This window comes from Oxalobacteraceae bacterium OTU3CAMAD1 (genome assembly GCA_024123915.1).
Taxonomy (GTDB): Bacteria; Pseudomonadota; Gammaproteobacteria; order Burkholderiales; family Burkholderiaceae_D; genus Rugamonas.
This window is the reverse complement of the sequence record CP099650.1, coordinates 4438770-4456191: the sequence shown is the minus strand read 5'-3', so window position 1 is coordinate 4456191 and position 17422 is coordinate 4438770. Positions and strand designations below refer to the sequence as shown.

15 protein-coding genes are annotated in these 17422 nt (G+C 64.7%); 7 read left to right on the top strand and 8 right to left on the bottom strand.

Annotated features, from left to right (window positions below):
* Nucleotides 1-3: 3 nt before the first annotated feature.
* Complete coding sequence (locus NHH88_19175; protein ID USX11822.1) at nucleotides 4-3144, bottom strand: EAL domain-containing protein; 3141 nt, start codon at nucleotides 3142-3144, stop codon at nucleotides 4-6.
* A 242-nt stretch (nucleotides 3145-3386) separates the two neighbouring features.
* Here NHH88_19175 and thrC point away from each other — a divergent pair, with 242 nt between their 5' ends.
* The 3 genes from thrC to moaD are packed head-to-tail and all read left to right on the top strand — an operon-like array spanning nucleotide 3387 to nucleotide 6360.
* Nucleotides 3387-4865: a threonine synthase gene (thrC, locus tag NHH88_19170; GenBank protein ID USX11821.1), complete on the top strand. Its 1479-nt coding sequence runs from the start codon at nucleotides 3387-3389 to the stop codon at nucleotides 4863-4865.
* Nucleotides 4866-4867: 2 nt separating this feature from the next.
* Nucleotides 4868-6106: a molybdopterin molybdotransferase MoeA gene (locus NHH88_19165; protein ID USX11820.1), complete on the top strand. Its 1239-nt coding sequence runs from the start codon at nucleotides 4868-4870 to the stop codon at nucleotides 6104-6106.
* Nucleotides 6106-6360: a molybdopterin converting factor subunit 1 gene (gene moaD, locus NHH88_19160; protein USX11819.1), complete on the top strand. Its 255-nt coding sequence runs from the start codon at nucleotides 6106-6108 to the stop codon at nucleotides 6358-6360. Before NHH88_19165 ends, moaD begins: the two co-directional genes overlap by 1 nt.
* A gap of 70 nt (nucleotides 6361-6430) precedes the next feature.
* Here the strand turns inward: moaD and NHH88_19155 are convergent, their stop codons facing one another.
* Entirely contained in the window at nucleotides 6431-6649 is a 219-nt protein-coding gene (locus tag NHH88_19155; GenBank protein USX11818.1) for a hypothetical protein, read from the bottom strand.
* 50 nt (nucleotides 6650-6699) lie between these two features.
* Between NHH88_19155 and NHH88_19150 the strand changes: the two genes are divergently transcribed.
* Nucleotides 6700-7959: a TIGR03862 family flavoprotein gene (locus tag NHH88_19150; protein USX11817.1), complete on the top strand. Its 1260-nt coding sequence runs from the start codon at nucleotides 6700-6702 to the stop codon at nucleotides 7957-7959.
* 89 nt (nucleotides 7960-8048) lie between these two features.
* Here NHH88_19150 and NHH88_19145 read toward each other — a convergent pair whose 3' ends face one another.
* From NHH88_19145 to hpnD, 4 genes are all read right to left on the bottom strand, one after another.
* The gene (locus NHH88_19145) at nucleotides 8049-8855 is read right to left on the bottom strand and encodes a DUF2807 domain-containing protein (GenBank protein ID USX11816.1); all 807 of its coding nucleotides are present in this window, start codon (nucleotides 8853-8855) and stop codon (nucleotides 8049-8051) included.
* 10 nt (nucleotides 8856-8865) lie between these two features.
* Complete coding sequence (locus NHH88_19140) at nucleotides 8866-9675, bottom strand: DUF1700 domain-containing protein (protein ID USX11815.1); 810 nt, start codon at nucleotides 9673-9675, stop codon at nucleotides 8866-8868.
* Between the two features lie 131 nt (nucleotides 9676-9806).
* A complete protein-coding gene (gene hpnE, locus NHH88_19135) occupies nucleotides 9807-11159 on the bottom strand; it encodes a hydroxysqualene dehydroxylase HpnE (protein ID USX17379.1) in 1353 nt (450 codons plus the stop codon).
* A gap of 64 nt (nucleotides 11160-11223) precedes the next feature.
* Complete coding sequence (gene hpnD / locus NHH88_19130; protein USX11814.1) at nucleotides 11224-12057, bottom strand: presqualene diphosphate synthase HpnD; 834 nt, start codon at nucleotides 12055-12057, stop codon at nucleotides 11224-11226.
* Nucleotides 12058-12165: 108 nt separating this feature from the next.
* On the opposite strand from hpnD, the gene NHH88_19125 reads away from it, so the two are divergent.
* Nucleotides 12166-12576 carry a VOC family protein gene (locus tag NHH88_19125; GenBank protein USX11813.1) on the top strand — a complete coding sequence of 137 codons (411 nt, stop codon included), beginning with the start codon at nucleotides 12166-12168 and terminating at the stop codon, nucleotides 12574-12576.
* On the opposite strand, the gene NHH88_19120 is transcribed toward NHH88_19125, so the two are convergent.
* On the bottom strand, nucleotides 12551-12778 hold the full coding sequence (locus tag NHH88_19120) for a hypothetical protein (GenBank protein ID USX11812.1): 228 nt from the start codon (nucleotides 12776-12778) through the stop codon (nucleotides 12551-12553). The two genes, NHH88_19125 and NHH88_19120, sit on opposite strands and share 26 nt — an antisense overlap.
* Before the next feature lie 257 nt (nucleotides 12779-13035).
* Here NHH88_19120 and NHH88_19115 point away from each other — a divergent pair, with 257 nt between their 5' ends.
* Both NHH88_19115 and NHH88_19110 read left to right on the top strand, forming a co-directional pair.
* On the top strand, nucleotides 13036-14166 hold the full coding sequence (locus NHH88_19115; GenBank protein ID USX11811.1) for an FIST C-terminal domain-containing protein: 1131 nt from the start codon (nucleotides 13036-13038) through the stop codon (nucleotides 14164-14166).
* A 3-nt stretch (nucleotides 14167-14169) separates the two neighbouring features.
* A complete protein-coding gene (locus tag NHH88_19110; protein ID USX11810.1) occupies nucleotides 14170-15270 on the top strand; it encodes an ATP-binding protein in 1101 nt (366 codons plus the stop codon).
* 11 nt (nucleotides 15271-15281) lie between these two features.
* Here NHH88_19110 and NHH88_19105 read toward each other — a convergent pair whose 3' ends face one another.
* Complete coding sequence (locus NHH88_19105; GenBank protein USX11809.1) at nucleotides 15282-17258, bottom strand: glycoside hydrolase family 97 protein; 1977 nt, start codon at nucleotides 17256-17258, stop codon at nucleotides 15282-15284.
* Between the last annotated feature and the right edge of the window lie 164 nt (nucleotides 17259-17422).

Genomic DNA, 17422 nt, shown 5'->3' with positions numbered 1-17422 from the left:
AAACTACGCAACCACCTCCAGCATCAGCTGCCGGAACGCCTGTTCCGGCACCGGTTTGCTGAAATAATACCCCTGCATCTCGTTGCAATGCTGCTGCTGGAGGAATTCCAGCTGTTCGGCCGTCTCCACGCCTTCCGCGATCGTCTTCAACCCCAGGCTGCGCGCCATGTTGATGATGGCGCTGACGATCGCCTTGTCCTCGGCGTCGGTGCTGATGTCGCGCACGAACGACTTGTCGATCTTCAGCTTGTAGACCTTGAACTTCTTCAAATGACTGAGCGACGAATAGCCGGTGCCGAAATCGTCGATCGACATCCGTATCCCGCGCTCGTGCAGATTGTTCATCATGGCGATCGCGCCTTGCGGGTCGTTCAGCGCCACGCCCTCGGTCAGCTCCAGCTCCAGATACTCCGGGGGCAAGCCTTCCTCTTGTAGAATTTGCGTGATCAGCTCCGGCAGATCCGTATTGCGGAACTGCGTCGCCGACAGGTTGACCGCCATGACCAGCGGCGGCAGGCCCTCGTCCAGCCACGCGCGCGCCTGCCGCACCGCCTGGCGCAGCACCCACGCGCCGATTGGCAGTATCAGCCCGCTTTCTTCGGCGGCGGGAATGAATTCGGCCGGCGACACCACGCCAAGTTCCGGCGTCGACCAGCGCAGCAGCGCCTCAGCGCCTATGATGCGCTGGTCCGGCAGCGACACCTGCGGCTGATACACCACTTGCATCTGGTCCCGTTCCAGCGCGTAGCGCAGCGCATTGACCAATTGCAGATGGCGCGCCGCGCGCTGCTGCATGGCCGCCGTGAAGAAGCGGAAGTCCTGCCTTCCGGCCTGCTTCACTTGGTACATGGCGGCGTCGGCGCGTTGCAGCAGTGTTTCCATGTCTGCGCCGTCGGCCGGGTACAGGGCGATGCCGATCGACGCCGTCACTTTCAGGTCGTGCGTGCCTACCCGGAAGGGCTGGGCGATCAGTTCCATTAGCTTGCGGGCCACTTCGGCGGCGTCTTGCGTCTCCGCTTTTTGCAGGACGAAGATGAATTCGTCGCCGCCCAGGCGCGCCACGATGTCCTCCTCGCGCAGGCCCTGGCGCAAGCGCTTGGCCAGTTCGCACAGCAGGCCGTCGCCGACGCTGTGGCCAAGCGAATCGTTGATGTCCTTGAAGTGGTCCAGATCGAGCATCATCAGCGCCATCGACTCGCGGTTGCGGCGCGCCAGCGCCAGCGAGTGCAGCGTGTGTTCTTGCAGTTGCGCGCGGTTCGGCAGGCCGGTCAGGGGATCGAAATGGGCCAGATATTGAATCCGTTCGTCGGCCAGCTTGCGATCGGTGATGTCGCGCGTGATCCCGAGCAGCATGCGCTGCTCGCCGTTGGCGCCGTTCATCGGCGCGGCGTGGGTCTCCAGCCAGCGCTGGCCACCCTTCAGGCCCTGGACCCGGAATTCCAGATGGCCGTTCTCGCCGTTGATGACGCGCTGGTGCAGCGCGATGAAGGCATCGCGGTACTCCGGCATGATCAGGTCCGTCAGCACGTGCGACTGCAACTCCTCCAGCGATTCCGCCTCGAGGATTTTCAGGCCGGCCGCGTTCATCTCCAGCAAACGGCCCTGGGCGTCCACCACCTTGATACATTCCGGTTCGGTCTCGATGATGGTGCGCAGATGCTGCTCGCTTTTGCGCAGCGAGGCCTCGGTCAGCTCGCGTTTGCGGTCGTGGTCGAAATTTTTCAGCGCGAACTCGATGTCGAGCGCCATCTCGACGAACAGGTCGCGCACCTCGGCGTCGAACACGCCGGTGGTGGTGGAATAGGCGGAAAAGAAGCCGACGATCTTGCCTTTGCGCCGCAACGGCAGCGATGCCGACGCCGCCCAGCCATAGCGCGCAGCGCGCGCATGCCAGGGCGCCGTTTCGGGCGCCTGCAGGAAGTCCTGGCACCAGTACGGCTCCCCGCTGCGGTAGCAGACGCCGATCGGCCCGCGTCCCTCCGGCAGTTGTTCGTCCAGCGAGATGGTCAGATTGTTCAGGTATTCGGTGCCGTCGCCGGCGCTGGCGGCCGGCGACACCGTATCCGCCTGGCCGTCGGCGGTTCCGATCATGCCCACCCAGGCCATGGACATGCCGCCATAGGTGACCACCGCGCCGCAGATATCGTCGAACAGTTCCTGCTCGCTGGTGCTGCGCACGATGGCTTGGTTGCACTGGCTCAGCGCCGCGTACAGGCGGCCGACGCGCTGCGAGCGCGCCAGCGCCAGTTCCCGTTCGCCATCCAGCCTGGCCAGGTTTTGCTGCATGCCGGCCAGCCAGGTCCAGACGCTCTCCCTGGCGCCGTCCGGCACCGCCAGCGGTTCGCTGACGTCGCCCCGTCCCAGCCGCCCGATGGCGGTCTGCAGCTGCTCGACGGAGCAGCCGAGCGCCGAATCCAGGTTGCGCTTCGCGCGCCACAGCAGCGCCAGCAACATCAGCGCCACCAGCAGGAAGCCGGCCCTGGCCAGATTGGCCTCGCTCGACGTCGAGCGGACCGCCTCCAGGCTGCGCCGCTCGACGCTGTCGTTCACCTGCGCGATCGGCTCCATGATGGCCGCCTTGGCGCGGTGATAGGTGTCGTCATAGAGCAGGGCCAGGGCGGCGGCGACGGCCAGCGGATCGTCGCCGCCGAAGTCGCGCATCGCCAGCGCCTTGTTTTCGATCGCCGTCAGGCGGTCCGATTCGTCCTTGGCGCGGGTGAGCAGCGACAGTTCGGCCGGCGTGAACGGGGTGTTTTGGATCAGCTCCATCAGCGCCACGTGTTTGCCGTCGCCCCGGGGCCGCTGCTGCGGTTCGACCACCAGGTCCCAGTAGACGTTGTCGTAGTTCTGCGGGCGCGCCTGCCGCCCGTCGCGGATATCGATGATTTCCTGATAATTTTTCCGGTACTGGGGATCGCCGGTGGCCACGTAGGTGCGCGCCATGCGCGTCAGGTCGTCGGACGATTGGCGCAGTTCCTGCACCAGGCTGCGCGACACATAACGCAGCTCGTTGGCCTGGTCGATGCGTTTTTCGGTCCACACGTAGAGCAGGAAGGCGATGGTGACGATGAACAGGGCGCTGAAGCAGGCCCACAGCATGCTGGCGAAAGGGGCGGTTTTGCGAATGGCGGGGGACTTCATCATCATCGATTGCGGCGGCTGCGAAAATGGAAACTGCAGTTAGGGTGGCCTGTTCAGTATATTGCCGGAACGACAGACAAACCAGTGCGGGGCAACCGAACATGCCAGTCCGGGCTCGCCCATAACCATAAAACAACGGCAATCGCACCGGAAACGGCGAGGCGCACTATAATATCCGCTCGCTTTGTAACGTTCTGCCAATAGCTGCCAGCCAACCTTGTCAGCCCAACCGGACTTTCTAATCTATGCAATACGTGTCTACCCGCGCCGCCGCATCGGCCGCTTCGTCGTCTCCCCAACAATTTTCGGACATTCTGCTCGGCGGCCTGGCCGTCGACGGCGGCCTGTTCCTGCCGTCGGCCTACCCGCAGGTCAGCGGCGCGGAGCTGGACGCGTGGCGCCAGCTGTCCTACGCCGACTTGGCGTTCGAGATCCTGAAGAAGTTCGCCACCGACATCCCGGAAGCGGACCTGCGCGCGCTGACCGCCAAGACCTACACCAAGGAAGTCTATCGCAACGCCCGCGCCGGCGAAAAGGCCAGCCAGATCACGCCGTTGCGCGTGCTGGAAGAAGGCGACAACGGCACCAAACTGGTGCTGCAGGCGCTGTCGAACGGCCCGACCCTGGCCTTCAAGGATATGGCGATGCAGTTGCTGGGCAATCTGTTCGAGTACACCCTGGCCAAGCAGAATGCGGAACTGAACATCTTCGGCGCCACCTCCGGCGACACCGGCAGCGCCGCCGAATACGCGATGCGCGGCAAGAAGGGCATCCGTGTCTTCATGCTGTCGCCGCACCAGAAGATGAGCGCCTTCCAGACCGCGCAGATGTTCAGCCTCCAGGACCCGAACATCTTCAACATCGCCATCGAAGGCGTGTTCGACGACGCCCAGGACATGGTCAAGGCAGTGTCCAACGACCTGCCGTTCAAGACCAAACAAAAAATCGGCACCGTCAATTCGATCAACTGGGCGCGCGTCGTGGCGCAGGTGGTGTACTACTTCCGTGGCTACCTGTCGGCCACCACGTCGAACGATCAGAAGGTCTCGTTCACCGTCCCGTCGGGTAACTTCGGTAACATCTGCGCCGGCCACATCGCCCGCATGATGGGCCTGCCGATCGACAAACTGATCGCCGCCACCAACGAAAACGACGTGCTCGACGAATTCTTCCGCACCGGCGTGTACCGCGTGCGCAAGTCAGCCGAGACCTACCACACCAGCAGCCCGTCGATGGACATCTCCAAGGCGTCCAACTTCGAGCGCTTCATCTACGACCTGGTCGGCCGCGACGGCGAGCGCACCCGCGCGCTGTTCCACAAGGTGGAAACGCAGGGCGGCTTCGACCTGTCGGGCAAGCCTGGCAGCGACGGCGATGAATTCAAGCTGGTGTCCAAGTACGGTTTCAAGTCCGGCAAGTCGACCCATGACGACCGCCTGAACACCATCCGCGACGTCGCCGACGACTACGGCATCGTCATCGACACCCACACCGCCGACGGCATCAAGGTCGCGCGCGAAAACCTGGAACCCGGCGTGACGATGATCGTGCTGGAGACCGCGCTGGCGGCCAAGTTCAACGAAACCATCCTCGACGCGCTGGGCGAGGACGCGGAACGTCCTGAAGGCTTCGAGAACATCGAGGACCTGCCGCAGAAATTCGTGGTCATGAAGCCCGACGTCGAGAAGATGAAGGCTTACATCGCCGCCAACACCGGCCTGTGATCATGAGCGCGCCGCAGTCTCCATCCAAACCGCCACCGAGGCCGATGCTGGCCGTCGCCGAGGCGCGGGCCTTGATGCTGGCGGCCGCGCGGCCCGTGGCCGACACCGAAACGGTGCCGACGCTGAACGCCAACGGCCGCATCCTGGCCCACGCGCAGGTGTCGGGCATGAACGTGCCGGGCATGGACAACACGCAGATGGACGGTTACGCGGTGCGCGCCGCCGATTGCGCCAGCGGCAGCGCGGTGTTGACGGTGTCGCAGCGGATACCGGCCGGCCATGTCGGCCAGCCTTTGCTGCCGGGGACCGCCGCGCGCATCTTCACCGGCGCCCACATACCCGAGGGCGCGGACGCCGTCGTCATGCAGGAGCAGTGCGAGTTGGTGGGCAACCTGGTCACCATCAAGCACGCGCCCAAGCCCGGCGAGTGGATACGCCGGGCCGGCGAGGACATCACCAACGGCAGCGTGATCCTGCCGGCCGGCGCGCGCCTGCGCAGCCAGGAGTTGGGTCTGGCGGCGTCGGTCGGCCTGGCGCAATTGGCGGTCAAGCGCAAGCTGCGCGTGGCCGTGTTTTTCACCGGCGACGAGCTGACCATGCCGGGCGAGCCGCTGGCGCCCGGCGCGATCTACAATTCCAACCGCTTCACCTTGCGCGCGCTGCTGGAGAACCTGGGCTGCGAGATCACCGATTTCGGCATCGTGCCCGATTCGCTCGAGGCCACGCGTTCGGTGCTGCGCGAAAGCGCCCGGGCGCATGATTTGATCATCACCTCCGGCGGCGTGTCCGTTGGCGAGGAAGACCATATCAAGCCGGCGGTCGAGGCGGAGGGCAAGCTCAATATGTGGCTGATCGCCGTCAAGCCGGGCAAGCCGCTGGCGTTCGGCGAGGTCAAGGACGCCTTCTTCCTCGGCCTGCCGGGCAATCCGGTGGCCAGCTTCATCACCTTCCTGATGTTTGTTCGCCCGTTCATCCTGCGCCTGCAGGGAGCGTCCGGCGAGATCGCGCCGCGCGCCTTCACGATGCGCGCCGATTTCGACCTGCCCAAGGCCGACAAGCGCAACGAGTTCCTGCGCGCGCGCATCAACGCCGCCGGCGGTCTTGAGTTGTTCAGCAACCAAAGCTCCGGCGTGCTGACATCGACCGTCTGGGGCGATGGCGTGATCGACAACCCGCCCGGCACCACCATCTCCGCCGGAGATATGGTGCGGTTTATTCCGTTTAGCGAGTTAATGTACTGATGGCTGTTACCGTAAAATTTTTCGCCAGCGTGCGCGAGGCCGTTGGCGCCTCGTCGGAAACGTTGGACCTGCCGGCATCCGTGACAACGGTCGGCGAGCTGCGCGCCCATCTGGCCGCGCGTGGCGACACGTGGCAACAGGCGTTGGGCAGTCCGGCCTTGCGCATGGCCTGCAACCAGATCATGTGCGGCGCGGACAGCGCCGTCGTCGACGGCGCCGAAGTGGCGTTCTTCCCGCCGGTGACCGGCGGCTGAATCAACTGGCGGCCAGCGAAACCCGCACCGCCAACCGGGGTCGGACCCCTTGGGGTCCGACCCCATCCGCTTAGGGTTTGCGGGTTTGCGCGGCCGCGGCGCGTTCGGCTTCGCGATAGCGGCGCCACGCGCTCCACGTGAACACCGCGGCCGCCAGCAACGCCCAGGCGGCGGCGCTCAGATAGTCGTTGCGCGAGGTCGAGCCCTTAAACCACTCGACGGCGGCCAGTATCGCAAACAACGGCACGGCGGCCAGCAAATAGCGTTTAATCCAAAAAGCAGTGCCCATCATGTCTCCATTAATATTGTTCTACATCTCGATCGTATCGGACCGAACGCATGCAGTCTAGTTTGACACCTTTTCGCGTCGCCGTCATCGGCGGCGGGCCCGCCGGCCTGATGGCCGCGCAAACGCTGGCGCAGGGCGGGGCCCAGGTGGACGTGTATGACGCGATGGCGTCGGTCGGCCGCAAGTTCCTGCTGGCCGGGCGGGGAGGAATGAACATCACGCACGCGGAGCCGTATGCGGACTTCGTGCCGCGCTATGCCGGCGCCGCCGCTGCGTTGCGGCCGATGCTGGACTCCTTCGGCCCGCAGGATGTGCGCGATTGGGTGCATGGCCTGGGCGTGGAGACTTTTGTAGGCACCTCCGGCCGCGTTTTTCCGACCGATATGAAGGCGGCGCCGTTGTTGCGCGCGTGGCTGCACCGGCTGCGGGAGGACGGCGTGCGCTTTCATATGCGGCATCGCTGGCTGGGCTGGCGCGACGGCGCCTTGCTGCTGCAAACGCCCGACGGCGAGTTGACGGTGAGCGCCGACGCGGTGGTGCTGGCGTTGGGTGGCGGCAGCTGGGCGCGACTGGGTTCGGACGGCGCCTGGGTGCCGCTGCTGGCGGCGCGCGGGGTCGCTGTGGCGCCGCTGGCGCCGGCCAATTGCGGCTTCGACGTCGACTGGAGCGAGCATTTCAGCGGCAGGTACGCGGGGGAGCCGCTGACCACCGTCGCCATCATCTCGACCGGCGCGGATGGCAAGCAATTCCGCAAGCAGGGGCAGTTCGTGGTCACTGCGGGTGGCGTTGAGGGTAGTTTGATTTATGCGTTGTCTGCGGCGTTGCGCGACCAGATCGCGGCAGATGGCAGCGCGACGATTTATCTGGATCTGCTGCCGGATTTGTCGGCGGAGCGGGTGGCGGATGAAGTCACGCGGCCGCGCGGCGCGAGGTCGCTGGCCAGTCATTTGCAAAGCCGGTTGGGGATCAAGGGTGTGAAGGCGGGGCTGCTGCGGGAGTGTCTGGGTAAAGAGGAGTATGGCAATCCGGATCGGCTGGCGCAGGCCATCAAGATGCTGCCGGTGCGGTTGTTGCGGCCGCGTCCTATCGACGAGGCGATCAGCAGCGCCGGCGGCGTGCGCTGGGATGCGCTGGAAGCCACGATGCTGAAGGCCGCGCCGGGAGTGTTCGTGGCCGGCGAGATGATCGACTGGGAGGCGCCGACGGGTGGGTATCTGTTGACGGCGTGTCTGGCGAGCGGCCTCGCGGCGGGACGCGACACCTTGGCCTGGATCGGTAGAAATAACGAGGAGACACGTAGGGCGGATTAGCGAAGCGTAATCGGCCATGTATGCGCCGCGATTACGCATGCATGGCCGATTACGGCGTTCCGCCTAATCCGCCCTACGTGTCTCCAGTGTCACTCCCAGCTTACGTCACCCGAACCGCTGCGGTTCACATTGCGCTGATCAGGATTGCCCAGCACCCGGATGTCGCCGCTGCCGCGCAACGTGAGATCCGCCGATTGCTTGGCGAAGACATGGCTGGTGCCCGATCCCTTCAAGTCCACCGTCACCTTATCCGCCGCCAGATGGCGCGCATCAAGGTCGCCCGAGCCGGTCAACTGCGCGTCCAGCGTCTTGCAGCTGCCCGAGGATTTGATTTCGCCCGAACCGACCAGCTCCAGTTCCACATGCTCGCTGCTGCCCGCGTTCAGATGCAGGTTGCCGCTGCCATGCGCGCCGGCGATCAGATTACGATAGCGCCCGGAGAAATTCACATTGCCCGAGCCGTGCAGCCGCAGTTCCAGCTTGTCGCCGCTGAAGCCGGACACCTTGGTGTCGCCGCTGCTGCGTACCGTCAGCTCCTCCAGCATCGGCAGCACCAGCTCGACCTGCAAACGGTGTTTCGGATTGAGCAGCATGCCCTTGGTGCCGATGTGCAGATCGCGCCCATCCTGGATGGTTTCGATATTGGCCAGCGAACGCTGTTCGCCGCGCACCTTCATCGACGCCGTCGGCCCCTGGGTCAGGATCAGGTCGATCGGTCCTTCCAGCACCACGGTCACCGCCATCGCGTCGACCTTGCGGGTCTCGCCGCTCAGGGTGCGCCCGGCCACGCTGGTCGGGCTGGTGGTGCCGTAAGCCTTGAGCATGCTGTACGTCACGCCGATCAGCAAGAACGACAGCAGCAGCAGGCCGATTCCGATTTTGAGTAATGCACGCATTCGTAGCTCCTTAGCGTCCGCGCAGCAGCGACATGTTCATCGCCGCGTAGCGTCTCAAGCCGATCACGGTGTAGCGCGTCAGCACGATGCTGATCAGGCACAGGCCGATGCCGGCCAAAATCAAGCCGAAGCCGATGAAGGTCTGGGTGGTGCGGGCGCCGCTGTCGAAATCGGTGGTGATGTGGACGTCGCCCGTGGCCACCGCCTCGGCGCGGTCGAACAGGCGGCTGGCGCGGCTGGTTCCCTGTACGCCGCCGGCGTCGGCATCCGCCTCGTCCGTGCTGCCGGGCGTTTTGCTGACCTGGATGCCCATGTCGTTGATGGCGATGCGCCAGCGCTTGGCCTCGGCTTCCTCTTCCTTGGTGTCGAAACGGGAATCGGTCAGCGCCATGATGTGGTGTAGCGGACCTTCGAGCGAGAGCTCGTTCTGGCCCGACAGGCCGCTGGCCGTCACCGCTACGCCGCCGATGTAGAAGGCGAAGGCCGACACATAGATGGCCAGCAGCATCGACGCGTACACCATTGCCGGAATGACCATGAACAGGTTGAAAATCGCCAGGCCGACAAACGACACCATCACGCGGACCAGGTTGGTCGGCGTTTTCTTTTGCTCAAAAGAACTTAAGTGGGCCGAGGCGCGCAGGGTCATCGCGATCTTGCGCGGTTCGTCGAGCTCCTTGTAGACCTCGGCTTCGCTTTTGCCGGCCACCAGGCCGTCGATAAAGCGCTGCTCGTAGTAGGCCAGGGTCTTGGCCACCGTTTCCGGTGGCAAGCCCTGCATCGCCTGCTTGAGCGCATCGAGGTATTGCTGCTTACTCATGATGTGTTCCAATTACGTCTTTGTCGATGGTGCAACTGTACGCAGATCGGCATCCGCATGCCAACGCCATGTGACAGGCTGCACAAATCGCGGGGCAGGCGACGGAAACCGGATACCGGACGGGCGGGGCGTTACGTGACGCCCTTCAAATGGGCGGCCGCCGCCACGCCGCTGCGCACCGCCGATTCCAGGGTGGCGGGGTAGTCGCCGGCCGTGTAATCGCCCGCCAGCGCCAGCCCCGGCAGCCCGCTGGCATTGCGCGGACGCACCAAATCAGGCGAACTGGCGTAGGTGGCGCGCTTTTCGGTGATCACCTTGAACCAGCTTGGCCGGCCCAGTTCCGGCCGCTGGAAGGCCGCCGCCAGCTGGACGGCGACCGCTTCAGCCAGCAAATCCTGTTCCTGCGCAGCCACCCCGGCCGAGGCACTAATAACCACCGCCAGCAGCCCCGCCTGGCCGGCATCGAGCTGGCCGCGGTCGAACACGAACTGGCCCCATTGGTAATTGTCCGGGTCTTCCAGCAGCGCGAAGAACGGCAAGGCCAGCCGGGTCCCGGCGTCGTATTGCAAATAGATGGTGGTGATGGCCTCGGATTCGAAGGCCGTCAACTGGGCGCACACGTCCGTGGTGTCGCAATCGGGCACGGCGTGCAGCAGCGCGGCGGCCTGGGCGGCGCCGGTGGCCAGCACCACGCCGTTGAAATAGGTGCTCCAGGTGCCGCCGACGGCCGCGCCGCTGACGTCGACCTGCCACAGGCGGCCTTCGATCGAGCGCAGCGCCTGCACCTTGGCGCCGGTGCGCACCGCGCCGCCGTGCGCCCGCAGGAACGCCGAGGCCGCATCCGGGAACAGCGCCGACAGGTCGGCGCGCGGCAGCAGCATGTCCGACGCGCTGCGTTTTTTTGCGCCCAGGCTGTCGCGCAGCACGTTGAGGAAGATCTGGGCCGAGGCGCGCTCCGGCGGCGTGTTCAACGCGGCCAGGCACAGCGGGCGCCACATCAGCTGGATCAGGCGCGGCGTCTGCTCGAAGCGCGCCAGCAGTTCGTTGACGCTGCAATCGGTGTTGAGCTTCCAGCCCATCCAGCGCGCCGCGCTCGAGAAACGGGCCAGGCTCATCTTGTCCGCGCGATCGAGGCCTTTGCTGCGCAGCAGCGCGATCGCCAGGTGCAGCGGGGCCGGCAGGCGCGGCGCGACGAAGTCCATGCCGCCGCTGCCGGGCGGATAGCGCATTTGCAGCGGCAAGGTCAGCAGGGTCTGGTCGCGGTCGACGCCGACCAGTTTCATCAGGCGCAAGGTTTCGCTGTAGGCGCCGAGCAGGATATGCTGGCCGTTGTCGAGCAGCTTTTTGTCGGTCTCGACACGGCGCGCGCGGCCGCCGAGCGTGCGTGCCGCCTCGAACAGCGTGACCTTGAAGCCGGCCCGCGCCAGCTCGACGGCGGCGGCGCAACCGGCCCAGCCGCTGCCGATGACGGCAATCGAGCGCACATTGGACGGTTCGGCCTTCGCGGCCGAGCGTTTTTCTTCCGGCGACCCGGTCACGGCGTCGTCGTTAACCACGAATATAGGTCTTCCAGGCGAGCCACAGCTTGCGGATGGGCGTGAGCGAAATGCGCTGGGAGAGCACGTGGTAGCCGTCGTCCTGCACTTCCGTCAGCAGGGTGCGGTAGATGGCGGCCATCATCAGGCCGGGCCGCTGGGCGCGCCGGTCTTCCTTGGGCAGCAGCGCGAAGGCGTCGTCGTACGCCTGCTGGGCGCGGGCCACCTGGAAGGCCATCAGCTTTTCGAAGTTCTCGCTGTGGCGGGCGTTGAGCAGGTCGGCGGCGGTCACGTTGAACTGCTGCAGCTCGTTGATCGGCAGATAGATGCGGCCCTTGCGCGCGTCCTCGCCGACGTCGCGGATGATGTTGGTCAGCTGGAAGGCGTGGCCCAGTTTTTCCGCGTACTTCAAGGTCTCGGGCCGGGTCGCGCCAAAAATGCTGGCCGACAGGATGCCAACCACCGAGGCCACGTGCCAGCAATACGTGGTCAGGGCCGGATAGTCGAGGTAGCGTGTCTGGTACAGGTCCATCTCCATGCCGTCGATGATGGCTTGCAGGTGCTGCTGCTCGAGGTTGTAGATGGCCAGGTGGGGTTGCAGCGCCTGCGTGACGGGATGGCTTTGCTTGCCTTCGTACATGTTGGCGATTTCCTTGCGCCACCACGCCAGCTTGATGCGTGCCACCGATTCGTCGGTGCATTCGTCGACGGTGTCGTCGACCTCGCGGCAAAAGGCATACAGGGCGGTGATGGCTCGGCGACGCTCCGGCGGCAGGAACAGAAAACTATAGTAAAAACTGGAGCCGCTCTGGGCGGTCTTTTGCTGGCAGTAGTCGTCGGGGGACATGAATAAAAAAGCAAGGAAGGGCTATCGAAGCCGCTATTCTATAGTGTTAAGCGCGCGGATGGGGGCTGGGTTATAGTCACCATTTTCTTATTGGGCGGGAGCGGCGCGATGATACGGATCCGGGAAATAGACCATATCGTTTTGCGAGTGATCGAACTGGAGCCGATGCTGCATTTCTACGGCACCGTGCTCGGTTGCCCGGTGGAGAAGCGGCAGGACGCCATCGGCCTGGTGCAGCTGCGCGCGGGCGCGTCGATGATCGATCTGGTGCCGGTGGACGGCAAGCTGGGCAGCATGGGTGGCGCCGCGCCGGGCGCCGAGGGCCGCAATCTGGATCACTTTTGTCTGCGGGTGGAACCGTTCGACGCGGAGGCGATACGTGCGCATCTGGCCGTGCACGGGGTGGCGGCGGGGCCGGTGGAGTCGCGCTACGGCGCCGAGGGCGAGGGGCCGTCGATCTATCTGACCGACCCCGAGGGTAACGTGGTCGAGCTTAAAGGCCCGCCGGCATCCGGTTAGCGCGGCGGCGGCCCGGCGGATCGGACAGCACGCGGACGATGACGTTAACCGGGATCGCGCGGCGCACCAGGAATTCCGACGCGAACGCCTTGCCGTGGCTTTGCTGCAGGCGCACACCCAACTCCACGATTTTGGACGTTTCGGTATCCGGGCGCTGCGATTGGCCCATGGCCAGGCCGAAATAGGGGTTATGTGACAACATGATGACACCTCGTAATTTTTCCCGAACATACCACGAGAAGCCGATATTGTGCAGTGGAAACGATTAAATCGTGCGAGGCTTGCAGATTACTGCTGAGCTAGACCGGTTGCTCAGGCACCGACTGCGCGAAAATGTTGCATAGGAGCCTTAAACGAGCTTGCCTCAGGGGAAATTAAGCGACAGCGGGAAGCGATTTCACTACAATCTTTCTCAGGTCCACACCGTCGCTCTTGCACGTCCCTACGAGGAGAATACCCATGCGCATGGCTCAATTCCACACTTCCGACCTCGCGGCGGTGGGCGGCCTCGCGTTGCCGGCCGATGCCGACCTGCTGCTGGTGTTCGGCGCCCGCGCGCTGTTGCAATCGACATCCTTGTTCCCGGCGCTGCGCCAGGCCTGTCCGGACGCCGTGATCGCCGGCTGCAGCACCGCCGGCGAGATATGCGGCACCGAAGTGCACGACGACAGCCTGGTGGTCACCGCCGTCAGTTTCGCCGCGACCCGCGTCGCGCTGGTCTCCGCCACCCTGGAGCTGGCCGCCGACAGCCGCCAGGCCGGCGCCACGCTGTCGGCGCAACTGCTGGGCGAGCAACTGCGCCATGTGCTGGTGCTGTCGGACGGGCTGGCCGTCAACGGCAGCGAACTGGTGCAGGGTCTGCGCACTTCGCTCCCGGCCGGCGTCAACGTCACCGGTGGCCTGGCCGGCGACGGGCCGGACTTCGGCGCCACGGTCGTCATCGCGGACGCGCCGGCCGCCTCGCACCGCATCGCCGCCATCGGTTTCTACGGCGAGCGCTTGCGCGTCGGCTACGGCTCGCTGGGCGGTTGGGATGCCTTCGGGCCGGAACGGCTGATCACCCGCGCCGAGGGCAACACGCTCTTCGAACTGGACGGCGAGTCGGCGCTGAGCCTGTATAAAATCTACCTCGGCAAGCAGGCCGAGGACTTGCCATCGTCGGGCTTGCTGTTCCCGCTGGCGCTGCATCTGCCGGACGCGGACACCTACGTCGTGCGCACCATCCTGGGCATCGACGAGGGGGCGCAAAGCATGACCTTCGCTGGCGACATGCCGGTCGGCGCCCGCGCGCAGTTGATGAAGGCCAATTTCAACCGGCTGGTCGACGGCGCCATCGGCGCCGCCGAGGACACGCTGACCCAGCTCGACGGCCACGCGCCGGAGCTGGCCATCCTGATCAGCTGCATCGGCCGCAAACTGGTGCTGCAGCAGCGCATCGAGGAGGAGACCGAGGGCGTCGCAGAGGTGCTGGGGCCGCGCACGACCTTGACCGGCTTCTATTCCTACGGCGAAATCGCGCCCCACAGCGCGCTGACCCGTTGCGAGCTGCACAATCAAACCATGACCGTCACCACCTTCAGCGAGGAATAGGCCATGCATCCATTGCTGGCGCGCCAGCTCAAGAAGTATTGCCGCGACGGCCAGATCGACCTGGAAGGCTTGAGCAAGGCGGTCGACGACGCCTATGCCAGCTTCGAGCATGATCGCTTGCTGATCGAAAATTCGCTGGAGGTGATGTCGCAGGAGTTGGGCAAGCGCAACCGCCAACTGGCCGAGCAGCTGTCGGACAAGCAGCAGATGATGGATCAACTCAGCATCAGCAACGTCGAACTGCGCGAGCTGAACAATAAGCTGGAGACGACCCGCCACCAGCTGCTGCAATCGGACAAGATGGCGTCGATCGGCCAGCTGGCGGCCGGCGTCGCGCACGAGATCAACAACCCCATCGGCTACATCAACTCTAATTTTTCCACCTTGCAGCGCTACGTCGGCAGCCTGTGCGACATGCTCAGCGCGTATGAGGAGGCCGAGTCCGCCATCGCGTCGGCCGAGGTGGTGTCGCGGCTGAAGACGATGCGCGCGGAAATGGACCTGGGCTATTTGCGCAGCGATATTCCGGAGCTGATGGCCGAATCGACCGAAGGGCTGGAACGGGTGCGGCGCATCGTCCAGGACTTGAAGGATTTTTCGCACGCCGACGCGCAGAAGGAGTGGCAGCTGTTCAATCTGCACCACGGTATCGACTCGACGCTGAACATCGTCGCCAACGAAATCAAGTACAACGCCGAGGTCGTCAAGGAGTACGGCGACATTCCGGAGATCGAATGCCTGTCGTCGCAAATCAACCAGGTGGTCATGAACCTGGTGGTCAACGCCGCGCACGCGATCCGGCCGGGGCACGGCAAGATCACCTTGCGCACCGGCATTGACGGCGAGCACGTCTGGTTCTCGGTCACCGACACCGGCAGCGGCATCGATCCGGACAACCTGAAGCGCATCTTCGACCCGTTCTTCACCACCAAGCCGATCGGCAAGGGCACGGGGCTGGGACTATCGGTGACCTACGGCATCGTGCAAAAGCACAGCGGGCGCATCGAGGTCGACAGCGAAGTGGGGCGGGGCAGCACGTTCCGTGTGGTGCTGCCGATCGTGCACCGCGACGCCGGCGGCGAAGCCGTCGCCGCGGACCATTAACGCCCCCGCAATTACGGTTTGATCACCGCCACCGCGCCGCCGGATGGCGCCAGCTTCAACGTCAGCGTTGCCGTCGCCGAGACCTTGCTGTCGCTCGCCTTCAGGCGGGTCGGATCGGCGCCGTCCTGCAGTACGTGCGCGTTGAACGCGCCTTTGCCGAGGAACGACAGCGGCACCTTCAACGTGCGGCCCGCCTCGTTGGTCATCGCGCCGATGTACCAGGTGTCGCCCTTGCGCCGCGCCGAGACGATGTACTGGCCGATATCGCCCGACAGGATGCGGGTCTCGTCCCACGACGTTGGCACCGTCTGCACGAACTCGGCGCCGTCGGCGTTGACGTAGGCGGCCGGCGCGTCCGACACCATCTGGAACGGGCTGTCATAGACCACGTACATGGCGACGGCCTGGCCGCGCGTGGTCATCACCATCGGCTCGTGGTTGCGGTGCTGGAACTTGGCCGGCGTGGTGTTGCGGAAGCCGCCCGGCGTGTAATCCATCGGCCCCAGGATCATGCGGGTGAACGGCAAGGTGACGTTGTGGCCGGCCGTGATGCGCGCGCTCCACTTGTTGTTCTCGGCGCCCAGCACGCCTTCTTGCGTGATGTAGTTCGGCCAGGTGCGGTTCAGACCGGTCGGAGGATAGGCGCCGTGCAGGTTGACCATCAGGTGGTGCTTGGCCGCCTTCTCCAGCACCTTGTGGTACCAATCGACCATTTCCTGGTCGTTGCGGTTCATGAAGTCCACCTTGACGCCCTTGATGCCCCAGGCCTCGTACTGCTTGAAGGCCGCGTCCATCTGGTTGTCGAGCTGTTGCCACTGCAACCACAGCCACACGCCCACGCCTTGCGACTTGGCGTATTGGAGCAGGGCGGGCATGTCCATTTCCGGCTTGCCGCGCGTGACGTCGGCGTCCTTGTTCGGCTCGATATCGCTGCCGACGGACCAGCCCTCGTCGATCAGGATATCCTCCAGCTTCATCTTCTTGGAAAAGTCGATGAAGGCCTTGTAGGTGGCGGTGTTGACGCCGGCGTTGGGCACGTCGACGGCCCAATCGTTCCACCAGTCCCACGACGTCTTGGTCGGCTTGATCCAGCTGGTGTCCTTGATTTGCGACGGCGCGGCCAGGGTTGGAATCAGCGACGAGGCGGCCAGGTCGCCCGGCGCGTCGGCCAGCATCACCACGCGCCACGGCGTCTGGAACCCTTGTCCCTTCAACTGCACGCTGGCGGAGATGGTTTTGCGGGAGCGGAAGTTGCGGTCGTTGTCGAAGCGCGGCGGCAAGGTGACGGCCACGCCCAGTCCGGCGTCGCCGCGTCCGGACAGGAAGAAGCCGGGATAGTCCTTGACGTCGGACTCGGCGATGGCGAAGGTGGTCTGGCCGGCGCCGGTCTTGCACACCAGTGGCGAGATGTAGTGGTGGAAGTTGCGCAGCTTCGACGCCTTGGTCTGGTCGTACTCGGCCTCGAAACTGGTGTCGAAGCGGCCCATGTTGGCGCCCCAGCAATCGTAGTCTTTGGCGAAGTTGAACTGCGTGTTCTCGCTCTTGACCTTAACAGTGCTCAGGCCGGCCTGTTCCGGCAGGGTGTAGCGGAAGGCGACGCCGTCGTCGTAGGCCCGCACCAGCAGGTGGAAGTTGAACGGCTTGCCGGCGGCGGTGAACGCCAGGTCGGCGTGGGTATAGCGGTCGGGCGCGCTGCGCGCCTTGCCGACGACGATGTCGTAGGTGTCGTTGACGTTGCCGCCGGTGCGGCCGGTCAGCTTGGCGCCGGGGCCGATCGTGCCGATGTCCAGATTGAGTCCGAGCGGCGACGGCTCGATGATGACCTTGCCGTTGCGGCTGACCGAATAGGTCAGTTTATCGCTGTCGATGGTCACCACATTGCTGCCGCCGGGCGATTTGACGGTGATGGTTTCGGCGGTGGCGCTCGCCATGGCGGCAACAACGGTGGTCATCGCGATGAGTGTGGCCGCGCGGACGTGATCTGTCATGTTGGTGGGTCTCCGATTTTTATGGTGGATGGTCTAATTGCCCCTCATTTTGCGAGAAACTTGCCACTACGGCAATTGCGAATTTCACCAAGCGATGCATGGAAATCCGCAAATATCGGACGTGGCTTGCTGTTCTGGCGATCATTGCTGCGACGCGTGGTCGA

Excerpts from the sequence above, each read along its gene's own strand:
- NHH88_19175 (USX11822.1), bottom strand. The coding sequence starts at position 3,144 with ATGATGAAGTCCCCCGCCATTCGCAAAACCGCCCCTTTCGCCAGCATG.
- thrC (USX11821.1), top strand. The coding sequence starts at position 3,387 with ATGCAATACGTGTCTACCCGCGCCGCCGCATCGGCCGCTTCGTCGTCT.
- NHH88_19165 (USX11820.1), top strand. The coding sequence starts at position 4,868 with ATGAGCGCGCCGCAGTCTCCATCCAAACCGCCACCGAGGCCGATGCTG.
- moaD (USX11819.1), top strand. The coding sequence starts at position 6,106 with ATGGCTGTTACCGTAAAATTTTTCGCCAGCGTGCGCGAGGCCGTTGGC.
- NHH88_19155 (USX11818.1), bottom strand. The coding sequence starts at position 6,649 with ATGGGCACTGCTTTTTGGATTAAACGCTATTTGCTGGCCGCCGTGCCG.
- NHH88_19150 (USX11817.1), top strand. The coding sequence starts at position 6,700 with ATGCAGTCTAGTTTGACACCTTTTCGCGTCGCCGTCATCGGCGGCGGG.
- NHH88_19145 (USX11816.1), bottom strand. The coding sequence starts at position 8,855 with ATGCGTGCATTACTCAAAATCGGAATCGGCCTGCTGCTGCTGTCGTTC.
- NHH88_19140 (USX11815.1), bottom strand. The coding sequence starts at position 9,675 with ATGAGTAAGCAGCAATACCTCGATGCGCTCAAGCAGGCGATGCAGGGC.
- hpnD (USX11814.1), bottom strand. The coding sequence starts at position 12,057 with ATGTCCCCCGACGACTACTGCCAGCAAAAGACCGCCCAGAGCGGCTCC.
- NHH88_19125 (USX11813.1), top strand. The coding sequence starts at position 12,166 with ATGATACGGATCCGGGAAATAGACCATATCGTTTTGCGAGTGATCGAA.
- NHH88_19120 (USX11812.1), bottom strand. The coding sequence starts at position 12,778 with ATGTTGTCACATAACCCCTATTTCGGCCTGGCCATGGGCCAATCGCAG.
- NHH88_19115 (USX11811.1), top strand. The coding sequence starts at position 13,036 with ATGCGCATGGCTCAATTCCACACTTCCGACCTCGCGGCGGTGGGCGGC.
- NHH88_19110 (USX11810.1), top strand. The coding sequence starts at position 14,170 with ATGCATCCATTGCTGGCGCGCCAGCTCAAGAAGTATTGCCGCGACGGC.
- NHH88_19105 (USX11809.1), bottom strand. The coding sequence starts at position 17,258 with ATGACAGATCACGTCCGCGCGGCCACACTCATCGCGATGACCACCGTT.